Annotated in this window: 15 protein-coding genes and 1 pseudogene; 11 read left to right on the forward strand and 5 right to left on the reverse strand. The window is 40.6% G+C overall.

What is annotated here, in order from left to right; translation table 11 throughout:
- Positions 1 to 59: 59 nt before the first annotated feature.
- Positions 60 to 725: a hypothetical protein gene (locus JI665_RS13200; protein WP_206839964.1), complete on the reverse strand. Its 666-nt coding sequence runs from the start codon at positions 723 to 725 to the stop codon at positions 60 to 62.
- A gap of 236 nt (positions 726 to 961) precedes the next feature.
- On the opposite strand from JI665_RS13200, the gene JI665_RS13205 reads away from it, so the two are divergent.
- Together JI665_RS13205 and JI665_RS13210 are read left to right on the forward strand one after the other, a co-directional pair.
- Positions 962 to 2,110, forward strand: coding sequence for a glucosaminidase domain-containing protein (locus JI665_RS13205; RefSeq protein ID WP_312886194.1), 1,149 nt, complete (start codon positions 962 to 964; stop codon positions 2,108 to 2,110).
- Positions 2,111 to 2,210: 100 nt separating this feature from the next.
- Positions 2,211 to 2,984: a hypothetical protein gene (locus tag JI665_RS13210; protein WP_206839966.1), complete on the forward strand. Its 774-nt coding sequence runs from the start codon at positions 2,211 to 2,213 to the stop codon at positions 2,982 to 2,984.
- 37 nt (positions 2,985 to 3,021) lie between these two features.
- Here the strand turns inward: JI665_RS13210 and JI665_RS28590 are convergent, their stop codons facing one another.
- Positions 3,022 to 3,969, reverse strand: coding sequence for a L,D-transpeptidase family protein (locus tag JI665_RS28590; protein WP_244671183.1), 948 nt, complete (start codon positions 3,967 to 3,969; stop codon positions 3,022 to 3,024).
- A 160-nt stretch (positions 3,970 to 4,129) separates the two neighbouring features.
- Here JI665_RS28590 and JI665_RS13220 point away from each other — a divergent pair, with 160 nt between their 5' ends.
- The 7 genes from JI665_RS13220 to JI665_RS13250 all read left to right on the forward strand — a co-directional run bounded on the left by JI665_RS13220 (position 4,130) and on the right by JI665_RS13250 (position 12,227).
- Complete coding sequence (locus tag JI665_RS13220) at positions 4,130 to 4,909, forward strand: hypothetical protein (RefSeq protein WP_206839968.1); 780 nt, start codon at positions 4,130 to 4,132, stop codon at positions 4,907 to 4,909.
- Positions 4,910 to 5,143: 234 nt separating this feature from the next.
- The gene (locus JI665_RS13225) at positions 5,144 to 6,160 is read left to right on the forward strand and encodes a LacI family DNA-binding transcriptional regulator (protein WP_206839969.1); all 1,017 of its coding nucleotides are present in this window, start codon (positions 5,144 to 5,146) and stop codon (positions 6,158 to 6,160) included.
- A gap of 25 nt (positions 6,161 to 6,185) precedes the next feature.
- Positions 6,186 to 7,454, forward strand: coding sequence for an ABC transporter substrate-binding protein (locus JI665_RS13230; protein ID WP_206839970.1), 1,269 nt, complete (start codon positions 6,186 to 6,188; stop codon positions 7,452 to 7,454).
- A gap of 53 nt (positions 7,455 to 7,507) precedes the next feature.
- Entirely contained in the window at positions 7,508 to 8,428 is a 921-nt protein-coding gene (locus JI665_RS13235) for a carbohydrate ABC transporter permease (protein ID WP_206839971.1), read from the forward strand.
- Positions 8,429 to 8,440: 12 nt separating this feature from the next.
- A complete protein-coding gene (locus JI665_RS13240) occupies positions 8,441 to 9,274 on the forward strand; it encodes a carbohydrate ABC transporter permease (RefSeq protein WP_244671184.1) in 834 nt (277 codons plus the stop codon).
- Between the two features lie 12 nt (positions 9,275 to 9,286).
- The gene (locus tag JI665_RS13245) at positions 9,287 to 10,555 is read left to right on the forward strand and encodes an FAD-dependent oxidoreductase (protein ID WP_244671185.1); all 1,269 of its coding nucleotides are present in this window, start codon (positions 9,287 to 9,289) and stop codon (positions 10,553 to 10,555) included.
- Between the two features lie 37 nt (positions 10,556 to 10,592).
- Positions 10,593 to 12,227, forward strand: a complete 1,635-nt coding sequence (locus tag JI665_RS13250; protein WP_206839972.1) for a glycoside hydrolase family 13 protein — start codon at positions 10,593 to 10,595, stop codon at positions 12,225 to 12,227.
- Between the two features lie 65 nt (positions 12,228 to 12,292).
- Here JI665_RS13250 and JI665_RS28595 read toward each other — a convergent pair whose 3' ends face one another.
- Together JI665_RS28595 and JI665_RS28600 are read right to left on the reverse strand one after the other, a co-directional pair.
- Positions 12,293 to 12,649 carry a hypothetical protein gene (locus JI665_RS28595; RefSeq protein WP_312886211.1) on the reverse strand — a complete coding sequence of 119 codons (357 nt, stop codon included), beginning with the start codon at positions 12,647 to 12,649 and terminating at the stop codon, positions 12,293 to 12,295.
- A pseudogene (locus JI665_RS28600) lies at positions 12,650 to 13,345 on the reverse strand (SGNH/GDSL hydrolase family protein); the annotation flags it as partial.
- Between the two features lie 285 nt (positions 13,346 to 13,630).
- On the opposite strand from JI665_RS28600, the gene JI665_RS13260 reads away from it, so the two are divergent.
- Positions 13,631 to 18,292 (forward strand): Ig-like domain-containing protein, encoded by a 4,662-nt coding sequence (locus JI665_RS13260; RefSeq protein WP_206839974.1) that lies wholly within the window; start codon positions 13,631 to 13,633, stop codon positions 18,290 to 18,292.
- An 839-nt stretch (positions 18,293 to 19,131) separates the two neighbouring features.
- On the opposite strand, the gene JI665_RS13265 is transcribed toward JI665_RS13260, so the two are convergent.
- Positions 19,132 to 19,350 (reverse strand): phosphodiester glycosidase family protein, encoded by a 219-nt coding sequence (locus JI665_RS13265; protein ID WP_280516089.1) that lies wholly within the window; start codon positions 19,348 to 19,350, stop codon positions 19,132 to 19,134.
- 551 nt (positions 19,351 to 19,901) lie between these two features.
- Here JI665_RS13265 and JI665_RS13270 point away from each other — a divergent pair.
- On the forward strand, positions 19,902 to 23,600 hold the full coding sequence (locus JI665_RS13270) for an SBBP repeat-containing protein (protein WP_206839977.1): 3,699 nt from the start codon (positions 19,902 to 19,904) through the stop codon (positions 23,598 to 23,600).
- Positions 23,601 to 24,049 lie beyond the last annotated feature (449 nt).

Here is a 24,049-nt window from a genome sequence, read left to right on the forward strand (position 1 = left end):
CTTGAATTATCTATAGAACAAGGCAGCTGGTTTATATGCCAGCTGCCTTGTCTGTGTACCTACTTCACTTTTTTCAGCATAAATTTATAATCTTCATTTCCGTCTAAATGGCCAGTTATGTATCCATTATTATATTTTCCGGCTAAATCTACAACTACATAAGATCCTGGCTGCTGTATCCAAGAACCGCCTTTAATTTCGATAGACTTTGTTTTTATATCATACGTGTTGGATGTTGTAAAAACACCTGAAGGTACTCCGGGGTTTTCGTCAACAGCATAGAAATGGAACTCGCCTGTTCTTCCGTTAAGAACTAATGTAACGCCTGTCAGTCCCTGCCCGGCTGTATATGTCCCCTGGTAAGTGCCAAAAAGAGGAGCATTTTCTTTTTTCACTTGAGCCAGCTTAGCTTTAGAAGGAGTTTGATACCTAACCCGCTTGTCCCGGTCAATATAATATCCGCCGCCGACCCCTAGCATGCCAGGCTTGAAATTATAGATACGGTACGTTTCTCCCGGCAAAAGATTGCGCTCAAATACTCTCTGATTGCCTTCAAGCTTAAAAAGGATTGTTTCTTCCAGCACAGCCAATCTACCAATTTGACCAAGCTTCAATTCTACTCCATCCCAGAACACTTTGGCTTCTGCCTTGTTTGCATTCGGGGCAAAAAGACTGAATCCCATTGCTAAGGTGAGTGTAAGTATAATAACTTTCACTTTGTTCATATGTTTTCCTCCCTATAAAAATGGTTTTAATTAGTTGATTATACAGTAAAGGGTTTAAATGGTAAATAATTTATTAGTTCTAAATTCCTATTAAAATTTATTTATACCTATCTATGACTAAATAACTATTGATAGATAGACAAAGAAGATGCTGAAATAATTACATTTGTCACCAATAATTCTCATATTCTGCTATAATAGGAAAGTAATAATATGTAAATTAAGGAGGATTTTTGGTGCATAAAAGATTTAAGTCTATTACTTTTGTCATATTTTTGGCTTTCGTGCTGAGCAGTTTTTCTTCCAGTTCTTACGCGCAGAGTCAAAATGAAAATATTGCTGGTTCACCGGTGCTGACTTCAAGCCAGATGGGGGATTTTGTTTTAATGCATAATCCAACTCCATTGCTGCAGGGAGTAACGATATATCAGCTGGCAGATTATTATTTGAATACTGGGCGCGTTGAAGGAATTCGCGGTGATATTGCATTTGCTCAGGCGATTAAGGAGACGGGTTATTTTAAATTTGGCGGTGATGTAATTCCTGAACAAAATAATTATGCAGGTATTGGCACGACAGGCGGCGGTGTGAAGGGAGCTTTTTTTAAGACTGCTGAGGAAGGGGTTCGTGCCCAAATCCAGCACTTAAAGGCATATTCTTCAAAAGAGTCTTTAGTTACTGAGAATGTCGATCCTCGTTTTCATCTGGTCACACGGGGGATTGCGCCAAAATGGACAGACCTGAATGGCCGCTGGGCTGTGCCGGGAAATAATTATGGCCAAGAAATTCTCGATATCTACAATAATATGGAGAAAATGACGATCCAGATTCCGAATGTGTCTTTGCCTTCCAATCATAAATTGCCGGTAGCAAAGCTGGTGCCGCGCAGAAATGTGACTATGTTTACACCTGATGGCAAACCATATAACACACTGCAAAAGGATATTCATTACCGTGTATACGGGGTGAAGGGAACCTATTATGATGTGGGCGGCGGCTACCTGGTTAAGGGAGACAGCAGCAAAGTGGGAATTTATATCGGAAGAGTCTACATAAAGGATACAAATATTCCTCTTTACGGTCCGGATAACAAAATCAAACGGTATCTGAAAAGAGGAGAAACGGTCCGTGTATACAGCTATGATCATAGCCGTTATGACGTGGGCGGCGGTTATTATATTAAAAAAGGAAGCAACCAGACCTATTATTTAGGTACAGCAACACTCAAGCAAAATACCATTCTTTATGACAAGAGCGGAAAGGCTGTACGCACGCTTAAAAAGAAAGAATCATACCGTGTATATAAAATAGACAGCATCAAACTGGATCTTGGCGGCGGCTTCTATATTAACTATGATAAAAAAATGATAGATTATGTGAATTAAAGGGCGAATGTGTAGAAGGATAGCTTTAAATGTATTATCAGCTTATAACTCAGCAGATTACCAGATTTGCTGATACATAAATAGCGTGGAGGATAAAAGAATGAATATGAAAAACTGGGTATTTAGTATTCCTTTTGTATTAATGCTGGTATTAGGCCTAAATACCGAAGCGGAGGCAGCTGAAGCCCCAATCGGTGTAAAATGGGGAAATTCCATCTTAATTAAAGGTCAGATTGGCAAAGTAACAATCCTAAAAGACACAGATCTTGTAAAAGAGGAAAAAGGCAAGCTAACAGTCATTCGAAAGCTGAAAAAAGGCAGCGAGTTCCGTGTTTATTCTTATAAAGACCGTGATGGCGGCATCTACGGGCTTGGCGGCGGCGCTTTTGTGAAGAAAACTGCTTCTGTTAAATATGAGACACCTTCTCAGACAAAAAAGAATCAGATTGTGCGTCTGAGCATGTTCCAGGAGGGCTTTCTGGCATCTGCAAAGAAGGGAATTATGAAAGGGCAGCCTATTGCCATTGGCGGATATGAAGATTTATATGATGTGTATGACTATTATGGGATGTATCCAACCTGGGAAGGCTATATAGATGGCGGATTGGGCAGACAATTTGGTGATGGCAGCAATTATATTTATTATACTGGCGATGAATATGATGCTGAACTGACTGCTATTGATTGGTGGAACGACGACCTTGTTTTCCTTACTCCATATATCATAAAGAAGACGGTAGGAGCACCAACATCAGAGGGCATCAGTGAAATGGACGGTACCTGGTACATGTATTATGATTGCGGTTATTATGATCTGTATTTCTTTTTCGAAGACGGAAACCGCTCTAACCTGGATTTTGTGAGACTTAAATAATAATAGAAAAAGGAGAGCGTAAGTAGCTCTCCTTTTTCTATTCCATCACAATAATCGGCTTCTTAGCAGGTTCCAGCCACTGCAGGATTTTCACTAATTCTTTTTCCGCTATGGCGACACAGCCTAATGTGTAAGCAGTACCAGAAGTTCTGATATGCAAAAAGATTGCGCTGCCTTCTCCTTTTATAATGGGATTATCATTATATCTAATGACCACTCCATATTTATAGAGAGGGTGGTTCATTCTTTCGAAGGATTTCCAGCGTGCATACGGGTTCCCGGTGTAAGTAATCCATTTGTTATAGTCCGCTGAGGATACATCATCGACCCAATAATCTTGAGAAGTTACAGCCTTAAATGGGTAGCTCATGCCTGAGGGCTTCGGCCCCCACCCAAATGAGGTACCTAGCCTATAGGTTCCATAAGGAGTCCTGGCATCTCCCTCTTTTGTCTTTCCCATGCCCTCTTTTCCTATCACTGCCGCAACAGGCGAGGAAGCTTGCATCCATTTCCCGTTTTGTTTTTGATAGGTTTGCAGAGTGGCGGCTGTTTTCACTGATGATTTCTTCACGACAATCATCTGCTGTGCTTCATTTTTTAGTTGTGTATCTTTCTGGTAGACGCATGCCACGATCTGCAGCTTCATTTTAGAAGGAGTCTGATAGCTGATCAGCCTATCCCGTTTCACATACAATCCGCCTCCAACACTCAGCAGACCCGGTTTAAAGGCATACACGCGATAAACCTCTCCAGCTTTTAAAGTGCGGCTGTAACTCAGCTGTTCTCCGTTTAACTTATAGAGCGGTGCATCCTTAAGCACAGTGATCCTGCCGATTTGCCCTGGACGAAGCTCTGCGCCATCCCACCAGACCTTTGTGCCGGTTCTGATATCATTGCAGTCTATGTCTGAAGCCTGTGCAGGATTGCCATAAAGTATAACAGCCATACCAATCAGAACCAATAAGAGCTTTATATATTTTGGCATTATTTCACCTCTTTTTAATCCTAATCATACATGATGGAACTTCCATAGGCATCTATCATTTGGCATGATTCAGCATATTTTAGGCTCTCATTCCTGCATTTTTATCTTCTGTCTAACATATGCATAGCAGTAGGAAATCAGGAAATATGCAGGAGGTTCGATGATGAAAATAGGCAAATTACTAGTTGTGTTTTCCCTTGCAATAACTTTACTGCTGTTCTCCAATAAAGAGGCTCAGGCAGGCTCTGCTCCAATCGGTGTAAAATGGGATAACTCCATCCTCATTCAGGGGCAGATTGGGAGGGTCACCATCCTCAAGGATACAGCTCTTCTAAAGTATGAAAACGGTAAAATAATTACGATTAAAACTCTGCGTAAGGGAAATATCTATCGGGTTTACACCTATAAGGATCAAAATGGCGGTATATATGGAGTAGGCGGAGGAGCCTTTGTCAAAAAGTCCTCCTCAATTAAATATGAGACACCTTCCAAAACAAAGCGCAGCCAGCTTACCAGAATCGTATTTTTTGATGAAGGAGATTTTCTGAAGCTTGCTAAACAGGGCGTTATGAAAGGACAGCCAATTTCACTTAATAATGATGATTTGAATGATGTGTATGATCACTTCGGAAGCACGCCTTCATGGGAAGGGTACTATGAGGGAGGATATGGCAGGAAGTTTGGGAACTATATCTATTTTACAAGCTGGGAAGAGGATCCGGAATTTACAGCGTTCATGTGGGCCAATGATGGTTTGACTCCTTTAACACCCTATATTATTAAAAATACAGTTGGAAAACCATCCTGGGAAGGCATCAGCGAAATGGACGGCCATTGGATGATGTATTATTATCTTGGCTATTATGAGGTTTACTTTTCATTTAAAGGGGATAATCGGTCGGATCTGCATAGTATTTTGCTGAAGAGGAGTTATAGATAAGAAAGAGACAGGGGATATTATTCCCCTGTCTCATTTTTTCTTCATAATGGAGTGCGGAAATCATCCCGTTTTCTAATGAAAAAAGTATAAAATTATATATTGACAGTCATTTTGGAAAAGTCTATTATTATGTTAACGCTAACATTGTATTTCTTGTAAATGTGTTTTTTTTACCGAAAAATGTTAACGTTAACATTTTTGTGAAATGATAACTACATTAGAAGGATGATGCGGGTGACTCGAAGTCCAAATTTAATAGAAGTAGCAAAAGCTGCCGGTGTCTCTAACATGACCGTATCAAGAGTAATCAATAATAGCGGGAAAGTTTCAGAAAAAACGAGGCAGAAAGTATTAAAGGCAATAAAAGAGCTTAATTATCAGCCCAATTTAATTGCCAGAAGCCTGGCGAGGAAAAAAACAAACATCCTTGGGCTTGTCATGTACACTGAAAAAGGTGTTCACCCTGCTTTTTACAACGAGATTATCAACGGTGTTCAGCAAGGGGCATCTGAATTAGGGTATGATCTGCTTATTTTCGCTAATCGGGAAGAACAATCCTACAGTGACCGGATCACTCATTCGAGCTTCGTTGATGGTGTGATTTTTATGGGCGTAAAGATTAATCAGGATGATATTAAGAATGTACATGAAAAAGGATTTCCTTATGTCTTTGTTGGAAAGAGGGAGATAGAAGGGATTCAGCCCTATTTCATATCACCTGATTATGTGAAAGGCACCAGGATGGCCACGGAACATTTAATTGAACTGGGTCATACGAAAATAGGATTCATTGGACAATCAAGAATTATCGAACCGGATTATGACAAATTGCTTGGATACCAGGAAGCTTTGTTTATGAACCATGTTGTTTATAATCCTCAGCTTGTTTTTGAAGAGAGCCAAACTCAATTGGATGGCTATAACGCCATGAAAGAATTGCTTAAGCAGAAGCCTACAGCTGTGATTATTAACAACACGTATGCAACGATAGGGGCAACGACTGCCATTAAGGAAGCAGGTCTTCAAATCCCTCAAGATATTTCTGTCATTGGATTTGATGACAATCAGGAGCTTAATGAACAGTTTAATGATTTTATTGGGCTGGAGCTTTCCTCTATTCGAATCCCTAAGGTGGAACTGGGAAGGGAGGCAGCTAGGATGACTATTTCTTTGCTGGAAGGAAATGAAACTCCTAAGGCCAATTTTATCGATCTTCACTTTATGAAAAATAGTTCATGTAAAAAATTATAAATTCATATTTTTGAGGAGGATTAAGATGTTAAGAAAAATTAAAGTGCCGTTGCTGCTCGCATTCGTTCTAATTTTATCCGTAATTGTAAGCGCTTGCGGAGGATCTGAAACTGGGAGTGATGAAGATGGAAAAGTCGAACTTCGCTTCATTCTTAATAATGACAGCCCAACCCTGGTAGAACAAATTAAAGACTTTGAAAAAGAAAATCCCAACATCAAAGTGAATGTTGAAAAAATTCCTTTAGATCAATTCTTTGAAAAAATTGAAACAATGATTGCTGGAGGCAGAACACCTGATTTATTGTACACTCCAGTGCTTGCAACTCAGCGTTATGCCAATATGGATCTGCTACTGGATGTTTCCAGCGATCTTACGGAAGAGAAGAATGATTTTCTCCCTTCTGCTCTTGTAAGTGTAAAGAATGGAGATAAAGTAGTAGGAGTTCCTCATTTTACAGACAGCATTGCAGTTTTCTATAATAAAGCCCTTTTTGAAAAAGCAGGCGTGAAAGTCCCTGAGTCCATTGATTCAACATGGAACTGGGAGGAATTCGCTGCAGCCGCAGAAAAAGTAAAGAGTGCCAATAACTTAAAATATGGTGTCAGCACAGGAAGTGATGTTTCACAATTCCTTCCGTTCCTATATCAAAATCAAGGAACTGTTTTAAGTGAAGACCAAAAGTCCGCAGGAATCAATTCCGATTCGTCTATCGAGTCAATCGAATTTTTTAAATCATTATTTGATAAAGGGTTAGCATCCAAAGAATCCTTTATCGGATCCGAAAAATCAGATGAGCTATTTAAGCAGGGACAGCTGCCGATGGTTATTACGTTCTCTGGACTGATTAATTCATTTGAAAAAGATATTCAAGGATTTGAGTACGGTGTGACATACTTGCCGAAAAAGGAAGTAACAGCTACAAAACTGGGAGGCGCCAATATTGTTTCCTTTAAAGAAACAAAGCATCCCAAAGAGGCAGTGAAGCTAATGAAATACTTAACAAGCGAAGAAAAAATGGCTGAATTCGCTGCTAAAGAAGGGGTCGTTCCTACCCGGACAAGTGCACAGGAATCTGTTGATTATGGCGCTATTGATGAAGGAATGCAAACCATTATTAATGAGATAAATAGTGTCCCGGAATTTGCAGTGAAAGATTTCTCTATTCCTGAATACTTAGGCTACAAATCAATTCTGACGAGCGAAATGCAATCGGTTATTTTAGGTGAAAAGTCTCCGAAAGAAGCTGCTAAGTCTATGGAAGAACAAATCAATAGTTCAGTTCTGAAAAAATAATGAAGGATGGAGGGGCTGCTTCCCCTCCTTTCTAATTCCAGGGGTGATATCACATGGATTTGGTCAAGTCAATAGAGGTTAAAGAAGATCGCAATCATATGGCGAAACGTTATAAATGGAAACAAAAATTAACTCCGATTGGATTTATGTCTCCTGTTCTTCTTATATTCTCCCTATTTTTATTCTTCCCGGTATTATTTGCTTTCTTTATGAGCTTCCACCAATGGGGAATGATTGGAACGCCTGAATTTGTGGGCTTTAACAACTATGTGCGTCTTTTTAAAGATCCGCTTTTTTGGATCTCTATCAAAAACACGCTGATTTTCTCTCTTTCTGTTCCTTTAAAGGTGGCCATTGCTTTATTCATTGCGGTCCTTTTGAATCAGAAGATTAGAGGCTTAGGGTTTTACCGGGCAGCCTTTTTCTTCCCGGTTGTTCTTTCCATGGTTGTCGTCGGATTGGTCTGGCAATGGATGTTTAGTCCAAGTTACGGTTTTATCAACTATGTATTAGAAAAGCTTGGCTTGCCTCTGCAGAACATGCTGATTGACTCGGACCAGGCAATGATTGTTCTTATTGTCGTAAGTATTTGGAAGGGGCTGGGGAGCAACCTGCTATTATTTCTTGCCGGCTTACAGGCAATTCCAAGCAGTGTGTATGAAGCTGCAGAGATCGATGGGGCTAATTCATGGCAAAAATTTTGGTATATTACCGTACAGCTCCTGAAGCCTACCACTCTATTTGTACTTATCATTACGCTAATCGGTTCATTTAAAATATTTGATCTGGCTTATGTTATAACAGGCGGCGGACCTGGCACGAGCACAATGGTTCTGGTTCATTATATTTATCAAGAGGCATTCCAGCGATTTGATATGGGGTATGCATCTGCGGCAGCATATGTATTCTTTATCATTCTGTTTATTTTAACGCTCGTTCAAATGAGAGTGTTTAAATCCGATAGTGAATTCTAGGAGGGACCTTCTATGAGCAATAGAAGCAGAGAGATGTTAAAGCGAATACCTTTATATGCATTTTTGATTCTGGGTTCAATTGGGATGCTCGTTCCATTTGTCTGGATGATTTCAAGTGCTTTGAAGCCCAATAATGAAATTTTCACAAGTCCTCCTACATTCCTGCCCAAGGATGCCAATTGGGGTAATTTTATAGCAGCATGGAACTCGGGAGACTTCACGCAATACTTTATCAACACGTCGATTATATCGATATTAACTACGATCATTACCCTATTTATCTGTTCATTGGCAGGCTACACGTTCGCAAAATTTAACTTTATGGGCAAAAAACTGCTCTTTCTGTTATTTCTGGGGACGATGATGATCCCGATGCAAGTCATTATGATTCCGATTTTTCTGATGATGTCAAAGATCGGATTATTAAATTCTTACTGGTCTGTTATCTTGCCGCTGGTGGCGAACGCTTATGGCGTTTTCCTGATGAGGCAGTTTATGAGTACCATACCAACTGAACTTATGGAAGCGGCCCGAATTGATGGATGCTCGGAATTCCGGATCTTCTGGCAGATTATCTTGCCATTAACCAAACCGGCACTGGTAACCTTGGGAATATTAACGTTTCTTGGAGCCTGGAACGAATTTTTATGGCCATTAATTATGCTGGATTCGCCGGATATGATGACACTTCAAGTCGCATTAACCCAGTTCCAGGGGCAATATGAGGTGAAATGGAACCTTTTAATGGCGGCGTCGGCCTTATCCATGATACCAATCGCTTTAATCTTCATTGTTTTTCAGCGTTATTTGGTAGAGGGAATCGCATCATCAGGGGTAAAGGGATAGGAGGAATTGGAGATGGAAATGTATACACAGATAAAAAATATAGAGATTTCAAAACATGCAGATGTCATTGTAGCTGGCGGCGGCCCTGCCGGCATTGCGGCTGCTATTGCTTCAGCCAGGCAGGGTGCCAATACCATCCTGCTTGAACGGAATGGATTTTTAGGAGGAATGGGCTCCGCAGCACTTGTAAATCCATTTATGAGTTTTTCATCAGGCAAAACTCAGCTGGTAAAAGGCATCTTTCAGGAAATGATCGATCGCTTGAAGGAAGCGGGAGCATTTGGTGGAGAAGGGCATGCTTGGTCCTTTGATCCTGAAGTCTATAAATATGTCCTAAATGAAATGGCCCTCGAAAGCGGGGTCCGGCTGCAATTCCATTCGTTTGTGGTCGATGCGGTGACAGAGGGGAACCTGATTACAGGGTTGATCATCGAAAGCAAATCGGGACGCCAGTTGTTAAAAGCAAAAACGTTCATTGATTGTACAGGAGATGGAGATTTAGCAGCCAGAGCCGGGGCGGAATTTAAAATTGGCCGAGAGTCTGATGGCCAGTGTCAGCCTGCAAGCATTATGTTTAAAATGGGCGGAGTAACAAACCGTAAAAAAGCTTGTGAGTATGCAGTTGAAGATGAACGGCTTCCTCAGGGCAGGGTATTGTTTTTTAAGATGCCCCGTGAAGGAGAAGTCATGATCAATATGACACGGATTGTGAACGTGGATGCCCTGGATGTGGATGATTTAACGAGAGCAGAAGTTGAAGGCAGAAAGCAAGTCAAAGAGATTGTAGAATATATGCAGGAAAACGTGGAAGGGTTTGAAAATTCTTATTTAGTCACGACAGGACCACAAATTGGCATTCGTGAATCACGCCGGATTATTGGCGAATATGTTTTAACCGCTGATGATGTACTGGGTTGCCGTAAGTTTGATGATGCTATTGCTTCCTGCTCTTATATGATTGATATTCATAACCCGACAGGAGCGGGGACGGAGAAGGTGATCCTGCCTAAAGGACAATGGTATGATATCCCGTACCGCTGTTTGCTTCCGAAGGACTTCGAGAATCTTTTAGTAGCAGGCAGATGTATCTCTTCAACACATGAAGCCCATTCCTCCCTGCGTATTCAGCCGACATGCTATGCGATGGGTCAGGCAGCGGGGATGGCTGCTGCTATGTCTGTTAAGCAGGGGATCAACCCTAAAGCACTTAATACGGGTGAATTAAGAAGTAATTTATTAAAAGAGAATTGCTTTATCCGGGAAAGTATTTCATCAAGCTGACATATTTGTCAGCTTGTGTGAAAGCGGGGGAAAAGGCATGAAAAAAACATGGTGGAAAGAAGCGGTGGTCTATCAGGTCTATTGGAGGAGCTTCTATGACTCCAATGGAGACGGGATTGGCGACCTGGAAGGCTTGCTGTTAAAGTTGCCATATATTAAAGACCTTGGGATTGATGTCATCTGGCTGAACCCTATGTATCAATCTCCTGATAAAGATAATGGGTATGATATATCGGATTATTATGGAGTAATGGAAAAAGCGGGTACTATGCAAACTGTCGAGCGTCTGATCAAGGAGGTTCATAATCTTGGCATGAAGATTATTATGGATCTAGTTGTTAATCACACGTCAGATCAGCATCCATGGTTTCTTGAGTCCAGGTCCTCAAAAGATAACCCAAAAAGAGACTGGTATATTTGGAAAGATGCCAAAAATGGAAAAGAGCCAAACAATTGGCGTTCTTACTTTGCGCCCTCACCCTGGGGCTGGGATGAGAAAACAGGCCAATATTACTTTCATTCTTTTGCCGCTGAGCAGCCCGATCTGAACTGGGAAAACCGGGAAGTACGCGAAGAAATTTACCGAATCATGCGTTTTTGGCTTGATAAAGGAATAAACGGCTTCCGTATGGATGTTATTAATCTATTGGCGAAACAGCAAGGATATCAAGATGCGTTAAATACTTATGACCTTTCCTACTTAGGAAATAACCCGGGAATTCATGAATACCTGCAGGAAATGCACCATGAAGTCCTTAGACATTACGACATCATGACTGTGGGGGAAATTCCATTTGTCACACCGGAAGATGGCTTATTATATGTAGGAGAGGATAGAAATGAGCTCCACACATTATTCCATTTTCAGGTAGCTGATGATATGCCGGCCTGGGATATGCTGCGCTACAAAGAAATACAGAAGCGGTGGTATGAGGGATTAAAAGGAAAAGGCTGGAACTCGCAGTTTTTAAATAATCATGACCATACCCGTCAGGTGACCAGATATGGCAATGATGGTGAATATCGTGTGCAGTCGGCTAAATTACTTGGAACGCTGGTTCATACAATGCCTGGAACTCCTTACATTTTTCAAGGGGAAGAAATTGGGATGACTGGCGTATGTTTCGAAGATATCTCGGACTATCAGGATATTGCCATGAAAAATAAATATAATGAGCTAGTTGGACGGGGAGAGAATCCTGATAAGGTACTTAAAGAGCTGCAGCCTTTAAGCAGAGATAACTCACGGACCCCTATACAATGGAATGATAGCGAAAACGCCGGTTTCACACGAGGCGTACCTTGGATAAAAATTAACCCGAATTACAAAGAAATCAATGTGAAAAAAGAGCTGGAAACCCCTGACTCTGTATTTCACTACTATAAAAAGCTAATTGCATTAAGAAAAGAAAATAAAGTCATGGTTTACGGTGATTATGCAGATTTATCAGATGGGCATGAAGAATTGTACATCTATTCAAGATCATTAGGGGAAGTTACATGGCTGATTGTCCTTAATCACAGTGAAAACACAAATGAGGTCAATTTGCCGGAGTACACCGATGGAAAAAATAAAGAACTTTTACTTGCCAACTATGCTGAAATTCCGAAAGGTGAATCTGCAGAAAAGATTGTTTTGCGGCCTTATGAAGCAAGGATTTATAAAATTTAATTAGCGAAGTCATATTTCGCTTCCATACAAAAGGAGATGCCCCAGAGCATCTCCTTACATATTTTTTACGGATTAACTAATTTTAGCTTCTCTTTCGATGGCGTCTTATACTTCACATAGCCATCTATTTTCGTTACATAATACCCTCCTCCGACACTGTACTGCCCGCCAAATCCTCCATCATATCCATAGACACGGTAGATTTCGCCTGCTTTCAGTACTCTAACCGCTTTCAGCTTTCCGTCGGCTCGAGTCCATAGATTAATCGGTTTTTCAACCGCCAGTTTCCCAATCTGGCCTTTTTTCAGGACCATTCCTTCCCAATGGACAACAGGAATTTCTTTATCTTCTTCCTTCGGTTCCTCAGGAGCAGGCTGTTCTGGCATTTCCGGCTTCATAATAGTCCAAAACAAATCAGCCACAGCTTTATAGCCTTCTTCACTCAAGTGAACATCCTGCGGATTCGGCAGATACCCAATATTAGCAGCAATGGTTTGAGCAGTGGAGATATAAGTGGCACCAGATGCTTCAGCAATTCTCTCGATGATTGTGTTCAGAACCGCCAGTGACTGATTAAGCATTGGCTGATATTGAGCCGGGAGATGAGGCAATGGATTGTAATAGCCCATTATGTAGATCTGTGCTGTTGGGTTAATGGCTTTGATCGCCAAAATGGTATCCGTTAAATTCTGCTGGACACCCGCCATTGCTTTTTGCATTTCTGCTTCGTCAAACGTAACCGCTCCTGTTGTTCGGTCAACCTTAAGCTGGCGAAGAAGATCATTTGCACCGGCGTTTAAGGTAATATGAGTTGCTTTGCTTAGCTCGGTCTGAATACCGGCGTTATTGCCAATCGTGACATTATTCCGGATATCGTCGAGAACCTGTTTGGAAGTATAGCCAGACTCTGCATAGCTTTTGACAAATCCCTTCAATACACCAGCTTCTTTAAATTTGGCTGCGATAAAATCGGGATAGCCCTTCCCATTAGCTCCGAACGGTGTCCGGCCGGCTGCTAGAGAGTCACCCAGCGCTACATAATAAACATTTTTATTGCTTTCCCAGAAAGCTGAAGCAGGACTGACTACCCCTAAAATAAGCACGGAAACAATAAACATTTTCGTTAATAGCTTTATCAATTAATATCCTCCTTTTTAAAAAATGGAATATATAACTATGTTACTAGACTTTTAGGACTATAACTATAGATTCCGTATCTGAAATTCCGACAAATTCCGAAGAAATTAGTCGTAAAAAACCGAGTAAAACCATCTAAATAAATACATTTATGTCTTGAGTGGAAAATGTAGGAAATGTATAATAATATGGGTACTATTACCTAATATTCCTTTATGTGGTTTTTTAAGGTGATATTAAATTCCTAAGAATTTAAGGAGGAAAAGATGGGGAAGAGAAAAAGCAAAGGGTTAAAGGTATGGGGAATTACATCTGCTGCGGCAGTGGCTGGGTTGGCAGCAGGAAATCCGGTGCAGGCGGAAGCCGGAATAACAGCTAATCAGCATGTAGAGAAGGCTGAGAAATTAGCAGGTGCATTAAAGTGGGAAGTGTCATACGAACATCGAAAGGCAGCTAATCCCAAACATGCGGCAGATTACCCGGATATGAAATTATTCAACGAGACAAAAGCTGCTTTAAGAGAGGCAGAAAAAGCCGTTAAAGAAGTAAAAGGCAAAGATAAGGAACTCTTGGAAGCAAGGCTGAACCAGCATGTCAGAGTGTACTTTGACCGGGCAGTAAAATATATTGATGCTGTATCTGCAGGGAAGAAAATTACAGCTAAAGCAGAAGCTTTAGAACATTATCTGGTTAATCATCAGGTCGATGATGCAGCTGAAAAAGCATACCATGATCTGTCACTTGAAATAAAGAGAAGGTCCCCGTTCATTTATAAAGCTTACGGAAAAACCACTCGTGATTCATTACTCGATACATATCAGCAGAAAGCCTATGACATTAAAGAAAGTGCGTTATATCCTACATCCCTTAAAATGGAGATGGACAGGCTTGATTCTGCGTTAAAAAATAAAGATGTGGATCAAGTAATCTATCGTACTGGCAGAATTGACAAGCTGTTTAAAGATGGAACGAAACTGGATTTACTCGATAAAGAGTCAAAGTTGTATACTAAATTAAAAACAAATTATGAATCCTATCAGAAGCAGATCCAAGCATTTGTTTCTATTATTGAATCCCATTCCACAAATGCTGATCAGCCGACAACGGCAGGCGGAGATTCAAAAGAATTGAAAACATACAAAGAATCAATCGTGTTAGTTGCAGGCAAGGGGCAATATATCAAACTGGCCAATGCTGTAGTGAATGGAAATATTATTATTAAAGGGAACGAAACTGGCGCAGGTACGGTTTATCTGGAAAATGTAGAAGTAAACAAAGGCGGATCCATCATAGTCGATGATGTAGCGGAACATAGTTTATATCAAAATGGTGTCACTGCTGAAAAATTAGTGATTAATGATGCAAATGGCGCCAATATTGTTGGGGATAAAGGGACAAAGATTGAATTCGTTACAGTTTCGGAAGCAGCAGGTGTCTCAGGCAATATTCATATCGAGTCAAAAAATAAAGATGCATTTGCAAACATATCCATCGAAGCTGCAGGGACTAAAGGATCAGAGGGAGTTTCCCTGAAAGGTGATTTCTCAGAAACTCTTGTATCTGTGAGTGGGAAAGACGCTAAACTTAATGTTAATAAAGACACGAAAATAAAATCAGTAGATGTTAAATCATCTATGAAGCTGTCAGCTGAAGCGGGAGCCCAGGTGCAGTCTATTAATCTCGCTGCAGAAGAAAAAGGGCAAACCATTGAGCTTGGCGGTGATTTGAAAAATACTGTTGTAAACATCATGAATGCCAATGCGGAAATTACCGTTAAAGAAGACACACATATTAAAGAAGTGAAAAAAGACAGCAGTGTAACTGGAAATGTGGCCATTACGAATAATGGCAAGGTGGAAAAAGCAACAGGAGTGGAACTGACCAATAATCCGCCAGTGCAGACTCAGCCGCCGGAAGTACCGGGCACACCATCCAATCCGCCTCCTTCCAATGGCGGAGGAAATGACACTGAAGAACCTGTGCCAGCTGTCATTGAGTCAATTTCAACTATCACCAAAACGGTGACAATTAACGAACAATACTCATTGCCGAGTGAAGTAACAGCAAAGTTAAGCGATGGCTCAACAAGCTCTGTTGCCGTTACATGGGAACGGACCAGTTTGGACACATCAGCTGCAGGTGAGCATGAGTTCTTTGGAACAGTTGAGGGGTATGATAAGCAGGTTGTACTTGTAGTAAAAGTGCTGCCAGCCGGATTAATACTCAAAGATAATGGGCAAACAGCCGCAGTTTCCACAAGTGCTGCATTCTCCTACGCTGCTGAACAGCCGGGAATTACAAAAATAGAAATAGTGGATGGATTCAATGCAGCTAATATCGGGAAAGTCCGCCAGGAAATCGTGATTCCGGAAAATATTCAGGATGAAACCATAGATTTCAATGGTATGAATTTGCCAAAGGTATCAGTTTATGGAGACAAAATTCTAATAAAGAATGCAACCATTCATACACTGAATATAGCAGAAACTGTTTACGATTTGACATTGCAGGATGTAAAAGACGGAGAGAACTCCACCCATAACTTTGATGGGGGCGGCGAAAATTCCATTGTTCTCACCGGGAATACTACCTTTAAAGGAAGTATTAAGATCACATCAGGCGAAGCCATTCAGGTTCGTGCGGAGGGTACAGAATCAAAAATTGACGGAACAATTTGGATTGAGTCTGGTGCTGCGACCAAAATTGCTGCTCCGGTATCGAATGTAGTTATCAATACAGAGAATGATAAGGTTATTATTAATAGCCATATAGATCAGCTTATTCTTAGAAGCAATGCCAATATTGAATTAGGTGAAGGTGCAAGCATTACAAATGCGAAACTGCGTGTTGGAGTGACTCCGCCTGCAAATATATCAAATTATGATGTCATTTTGGATACTTTTGAGCTGGAAAGATATATATTAAATGCTGAAAATCTTATTGAAAACACAACACTAGGAGAAAAAGAAGGGAATGTTTCTGCGGACGCAGCTTTCGCTCTGCAAACTGCACTAGATAGTGCTGTAATGGTAAAAGCAGAAGATAGAGAGGTTGATGTGGAGAACCAGCGTCTCATTGATGAAGAGTCCGCTAAACTTAAGGAAGCAATTTCCCAATTCAGAAAATCTGTCATCACTCTGGATCTAACAGACTTGCACTATGAATGGCAGAGAGCCCAGCGTCTTGCTAATAGAGTTGAAACAGGTACAGAGCCGGGACAGTACCCGCAAGAAGAGTATGACAAATTGGAGGCTCTAATAGCGGGAGCAAAGGCAATGTATGAAGGATTCGGACATTCGCAGCAGGAAGTAGATGCAAAAGTATCCGAAATCCAAAACTTTATAGAGGATTTCCTGAAAACCAGAATTGAAGATGGGAATGATGAGGATCCAAGCATGGGAACAGGTATATCCTTTGTCATTCAGGGCGAACAGTTTACTCCTGACTGGGTTGATGTTGAGGTAACCCCTATAACTGAAAATGGCGGATCTCATATGGAAACTCGTCCGACAATTAATACTGAACAAGTTGAATCCGGATTAAAAATCAATGTGACAGAACTTGATGAAACGGTTGCTGAGACCTTCTACATTGTAATCCAAACGAATAATTATTTATTTATTGAAGAAGTAACTCGTACTGAGTTAAGGGAAGGGCTTACGAAACAAATTGCGCCAACCGGCAATCATGTTCCATTAAAGGTGAATATACCAAACGTTGATGCGAGCCATGAGGATTCTTTAAGCATGAATCTAACAAAGGAAAGTGAAAAAGGCATACTTACTGTACGGGTTAGCCCAGGTACTTATATCCCCTATGGAACCTATAACATTCACTTTAATGGTGAACGGGATAATGAATCATATAGCTTATTTAAGGATGGTTTTACAGTTTCTGAAACAAATCATACAATCCAATTTACAGAGAATGATATGGCAAAAATCATTTTTGAAATGGAAACAGCCAATCCTCTCAATTACCGATTAGAACATGCAGGACCGCTTTACTCTTTGGGAAATAAATATAATACAATTCTTCATCCAAAATTTGAAAACAATGTGAACACCCTTTATCTGACTAAAGAGAAATATCAAAGCATAAATCCCGTATATTCTCTTGAAAAGAATCAGCAAGCTTGGGAAATTACATTCAGAACAGGCGAAATGAGTGTTACAGAAGATACAACGATAAAAGTAGATGATAATATTAGCATTAAAGCTGATTGGCATCCTCATATTACTAACCATGTTTTAGATGTGAATACCGAATTAATGAATTACTTTAACAACTCTATAGTAAACTCTCAGGGGCAGCGTATTGAAAATTTCACTAAATTGATACCAGAGAATGAAGGTTATATACGCAGAGATCCCGTAAAGGGAAAAGTTACATTAAGAGTAAGCGGAAAATTTTTTACAAAGGAAATAAACCGTCTTGACTTTAACATGGTTAAGTTATCAGACTTAATCGGTGGAGAAGAAGTATCCGGCCAGGCAGAGTTAGAATTTTCCGTGGTAGATTCCCCAATTCCAATCGAATCATGGAAACAAACCTTCACAATTGGCAATTTAGAAGATAACGGATCGGTTACTCCTTCTGAACCCACAGATGCAGAAAAGGTTGCTGAAGCAAAAGAGATTATTCAGAATCTCGAACTTGGATGGAATACTGATATTAACACCACCATTGCAGCAATAAATACTTCAATAGAAGGCTTAAATTTAAATGAAGATGTAACCGCTATAGCTTCAGAAGGAACAGAAGATCAAACTGGGAGAGTGGTTATAACTATCTCAAGCGGTGAAATCACGGATGAGTCAATAGTCTTGGAAGCGCCGCAAGAATCACAAACAATAGATGGAGTATCTGCTATCCTTAACTTAGGAGAAACATTTACTGTTAAAGATGGGATTGTAACATTGAGCTAAATAGGAAAGGCATTTACAAAACCCCCAGCCATTGCGGCTGGGGGTTTTACTATAAAGAGCATTATCACTTCAATCAAACGTTTGATTAAATTCTGTTCCTTAAAAATTTTTTTACTTCCCATGCTGACGCGGAATCCTTTCTGCTAGGTCAAAAAAGCTTTCCGGAAAGGTTAATACTTGATTAGCTGTCCTTCTCCAGGCTTGTAAAGGAAAATGTGTCTATCCACCCCTGCTTTAAAATCAACCTACCCTACAATACTAAATGATCCTTATTTAACTTCTGTTAATTATTTATTTATATCTGAAATAGGGTATACAGATTATGGGGAAAATGGAATTAGTTTTATCAAGTTCGGAGATAAAGACATTGTTCCTGCTTTTTTATCAATACTTATTATATGTTAAAGGATCAAGAACCATGTTTAACCTTGGGTTTAAAGATTATAAAATTCACCTGATTTCTTTTAAAGATATTTTTGATGAACTTGTAGCTGATGAAAATTATTGTTTGAAGTTGTGTGAATTGCTAGCAAATTAAATTCTGCGGGACTCTAGATATCGTGAAGAGTAAAATTATGAAAAAGAATAAACCTTGCTGTCTTTTGCAGCAAGGATTTATTGAGTTAGATTTTGATAAAGTGAAGTGTTGCAGCCCAGTTAAGCATGTCTTTTCTTAGTTAATCTCGTTTTATAGTAAGAACAGAAAGTTTTTTATACATTTATTCTTACTATACTTTACAGCAAGGTCTTATCTGTAGATTTTCTGTATCCAGGGTACCCGGAAATTTAGGTTGCTTTCATGGAATTTTTGAATAAACAGTCTTCAATCAAACGTTTGATTAACATTTCTCTCTATCATACGGAAGCAAAAGAATAGCATTTGTAATCGGCCGTTCTCCAGTTAAATCAGAAGGTCTTGTCACCAGTGTTTCTCGAACTGCCATGGAAGTGGACATGCCCCTGTCAAGATTATGCGCATTGACTGCTCTTATTGACTTCATGATCTTGGCGTTCTCTTCAAAGCTTGCACCAACAATTATGCCCGGGGCCTGTCTCAACTTTAAGAAAAAAGGGTTCCGTCAGCTTTTATTCCAACGAGGGTTCTTGTGCAACGCCTTTCCCAAATCGAAAATAGAATTCCGGGTTATCCTGCCATTAAAAGCTTATTGTCACTGAATTAATTGAAGATTTTTCTGCTTCTAATTATCATGGTCCCCATTAATTATGCCTGCTGCCATTGGTTCTCCGTCTGCTGTTATACACACAAACGGGCAAGATAGATGAATAAGGATTTTCATTAAGCATTGCTTTTTTGTAGCATTTGGAGAGCTTGAGCAGAGTAGTTGATTGTCCAATAATATGTGAAAATCTGATATTGACGACATGGATAATCTGAAACCCTTTGATGAATTATTAGCAATTTCACGATATTCACCCATTCCATTTTTATTTATGTTCGTACATTAAAGTAAAAACATGAAGAAAGAAGGGTCAAGAGTTCATGTCGAATGATAATACTCAGACAATGATTGCAGATAAATACAGGAAATTATCCTCATATTTTGTTCCCAATGCTGGGCAACTGAAGGATAAACAGATTTACTATGAGATGAAAGGAGCAAGTCATGGAGCTTTTTTCACCTCTGAAAAAGTTATTTATACCTTTTTTGAAAATGGCATTCAAAAAGGTGAAGATCTGCCTTCTTCCGATTTAGGGGTCACAGAAAGTCCAGAAATAGAAAAAGAGATTCAAGGGATTTGTCTGGATTTCCGTTTCCTTTTTGCTAATAAAGGAGTAACACCAATTGGAAGAGGAAAGATGCAAGGAAAAGTTAACTATTTTAAAGGAAATGATCCTGCTAAATGGCATACAAATATTCCTTTATTTCAGGAGATTGTCTATTCAGATCTGTGGCCGGGGATTGATCTCGTTTTCCGAGGTGAAAAGGGTCAAATTAAGTATGAGTTTTGGGTTCAACCGGGTGCTAATGTGGAAGATATACGTTTTACCTATGATGGTGCGATAAAGCTTTCGTTAAATGAAAAAGGAAATTTGTTGATAGATACTGCATTTGGCCAGGTGATTGATGAGTGTCCAGTAAGTGTACAAGAAAAGAATAACAAACAAGTTTCAGTGCAGAGTTCTTTCAAGCTGGAAACGGATGATCAAGATGAATTCGTGATTGGTTTTAAAATGGGTGAGGAGTATGACATTCATTATCCACTCATAATTGATCCTGGTATCATTTATTCCTCATATCTTGGAGGAGCAGGCCAGGATAGGGGAGTTAGTATAGATGTCGATGATTCCGGCAACGCATATGTGACGGGTTTTACATTTTCCCCCACTGGCTTTCCTTTTAACGTCAATGCGTTTCAACCTACTTTTGGCGGTGCAAACGATGCTTTCATCACTAAAGTGGATCCTGATGGAATACTGGTCTATTCCTCTTATCTTGGAGGCAACGGATCTGAGAATGGCTTAAGTATTGCCAGCGATAATGCAGGTAATGCCTATGTGACCGGATTTACCAGTTCTCCAACTGGGACCTTTCCTACTTTGAATGCGTTTCAGCCTGCATTTGGCGGTGGGGGTACTTTTGGAGACGCGTTTATTACAAAAGTAGACCCCGATGGGATGATTGTTTACTCTTCCTATCTTGGAGGAACTGGAAGTGATAGGGGCAGCAGTATAGCTGTCGATCAAAACGGAAATGCCTATGTAACAGGACAAACTGCATCTCCTACAGGAACTTTTCCTATAATGAATGCCTTTCAACCCACATTTGGCGGTGGTTTTACAGGGGATGCCTTTGTCACCAAGGTAGGCCCAGCAGGGAGCTTAATTTACTCCTCGTATCTTGGGGGAACTGGAGCTGATGAGGGAAATAGTATTGCCGCAGATGATTCCGGCAACGCCTATATAACCGGAGCGACTACCTCTCCAACAGGTACCTTTCCCACGATCAATGCTTTTCAGCCCGCATTTGGCGGAGTCGCAGATGCCTTTGTTACCAAAGTGAACCCTACCGGGGGGGTAATCTACTCCTCTTATCTCGGGGGATCTGGAAATGATCAAAGCCCTTGCATCGCCGTAGATACGACCGGCAACGCCTATGTGACAGGTTTTACATCTTCCCCTACCGGATTTCCCTTTAACGTCAATGCGTTTCAACCAATATTTGGCGGCGTACTCGATGCCTTCATCACTAGAGTGGATCCCAATGGAATGCTGATCTACTCCTCTTATCTTGGGGGAACTGACAATGATCGAGGTAATAAAATCGCAGTCGATTCTACTGGAAATGCCTATGTAACGGGTTTGACTCAATCTTCCACTGGTTTTCCAACTATGAATGCCTTTCAGCCGCAGTATGGCGGTGGATTTGCAGATGCATTTATATCCAAGGTAAATCCTGCTGGGATGTTGATCTACTCTTCTTATTTGGGTGGTACTGGAAATGATCAGGCATCAAGTGTTGCGGTAGATTCTTATGGCTATGCCTATGTGACAGGTGGTACTTCTTCACCTACCGGCTATCCCTTCAATGTGAATGCCTTTCAGGCAACATATGGCGGGGGACAATTTGATGCCTTTGTCTCTAAAGTTGATCCTTTAGGGCTGCTGATTTACTCCTCTTATCTTGGGGGAAGCGGGATTGATAGCGGCATTGATATTTCGGTAGATGCTTTAGGAAATGCCTATGTGACAGGAAGTACTCGATCACCGGACGTAATTCCATTTTATATCGCTATAGGTGATTTCAATGGGGATGATATACTCGATCTTGCGGTGACCAATTCTGATTCTGATAATGTATCAATCCTTTTAGGCGAAGGAGATGGCACCTTCCAGGCACCTGTTTACTTCGCGGCAGGAGATTTTCCTATCGGCATTACAACTGGAGATTTCAATAATAACGGATCCCTTGATCTCGCAGTAACCAATTTACTTTCCAATACTGTTTCCATCTTAGTAGGCAATGGGAATGGCACTTTCCAGGCGGCAATGAACTTCGGTGTGGGCAATGGGCCATTTGGCATTACAACTGGAGACTTCGATGGTAACGGGATTCTCGATCTTGCGGTAACAAATTCAGGTTCACCCAATGTATCAATTTTACTCGGCAATGGGAACGGGACTTTCCAACCGGCGATGAACTTTGGTGCGGGGAACGAGCCCTATAACATTACGACTGGAGACTTCAATGGTAATGGGATTCTCGATCTTGCGGTTGCCAACCGTTCCTCAGACAATGTATCAATATTGATGGGGAACGGAGACGGCACCTTCCAGGCAGCAATGAATATCGGAGGATTTGCTGGTCCAACTGGCATCGTAACTGGAGACTTTAATAATAACGGGATCCTTGATTTGGCAGTGACGAATCAGTTTACCGACAATGTATCAATATTGATGGGGAATGGAGACGGCACCTTTCAGGCAGCGATAGACTTCGGTGCAGGGAGCGTTCCGACGGGCATTGTGAAGGGGGACTTTAATAATAATGGGACCCTTGATCTGGCAGTGACCAATCAAGGTTCCAACGATATATCGATTCTAATGGGGAATGGAGACGGCACCTTTCAGGCGGCCATGAACTTCGCTGTGGGGCAATCTCCGGAAGGAATTTCGTCTGGGGACTTCAACGGTAACGGAATTCTTGATCTCGCAGTGGTCAATATGGGATCCAGTAGCGTCTCGATTTTGCTGGGGAATGGAGATGGTACCTTCCAAGCGGCTGCGGATTTTTTTGTGGGAAACCTATTTCCTACGCTCAATGCCTTTCAACCGACATTTGGTGGTGGGGGTGAGGATGCTTTTGTCACAAAAATAGGATTAATTTGTCCTAGCGATATTACGGTAGAAAATGATCCTGGTCAATGTGGAGCAATTGTAAATTATTCATTATCTCCTGGAGCAGTTTGTACACCACCTTCAGGTTCCTTTTTTCCAGTCGGAGAAGCAGATGTAACTTGTACGGAAGCCAGTCAGGAGTGTTCTTTTATAATTACTGTCAATGAAACCGAACCGCCGTCTATCGTCTGTCCAGCTGACATTACGGTAATCAATGATTCGGGCAGAAATGGAGCTTTTGTCAACTTTCCAGAACCTTCAGTAAGCGACAATTGTCCTGGAGTGACGGCTGTTTGTACGCCAGCATCTGGTTCCTTTTTTCCTCCTGGTACGACCACAGTGACATGTATCGCAACAGATGCAGCTGGAAATACTAGCACTTGTTCGTTCAACGTGAAGGTGGTTGTAGATCCTTGCCGCTTTTTGAGTGGTAGAAACGGTAGGCGATAAAAACACTTTTAGTATAAAAAGAGAATTGCATTAAATAACTAAACAATGGCCCCTGTTTCAAATACTAAAGAAAAATCATTATAGTATTTTTTGTATAGTCCAGAAATGGGTGCTATTCTTCAATGACAAACTGATGCAAAACGGGTGCTTTAAATAGGCTTTATATACAAGATTCTATGGGTGAATTTTATATAAGGCCTTGATTTCTATTCAAAAAACATATTAACGTAAGCAAAATTTTTTTATATCGGAGAATATCACATTTTGATTTGAAGTGTTCGTTGAAAGTACCTTTAGATGGCTCACTTTTTGCCAGTGCGATTAGTTTTTTTGAATAAATAATAAAGCCAAGGCATTCGCTGCTTTGAACTTTATTTGATAGCGGAAGAACTTGATTTAAAGATTTAGCGAATCGTTTCGAATTGAATCGTGAGATATATGCTGCTATT

The sequence above is a fragment of the Bacillus sp. NTK034 genome, from assembly GCF_017303275.1.
In the GTDB taxonomy this organism is placed as follows: Bacteria; Bacillota; Bacilli; order Bacillales; family Cytobacillaceae; genus Cytobacillus.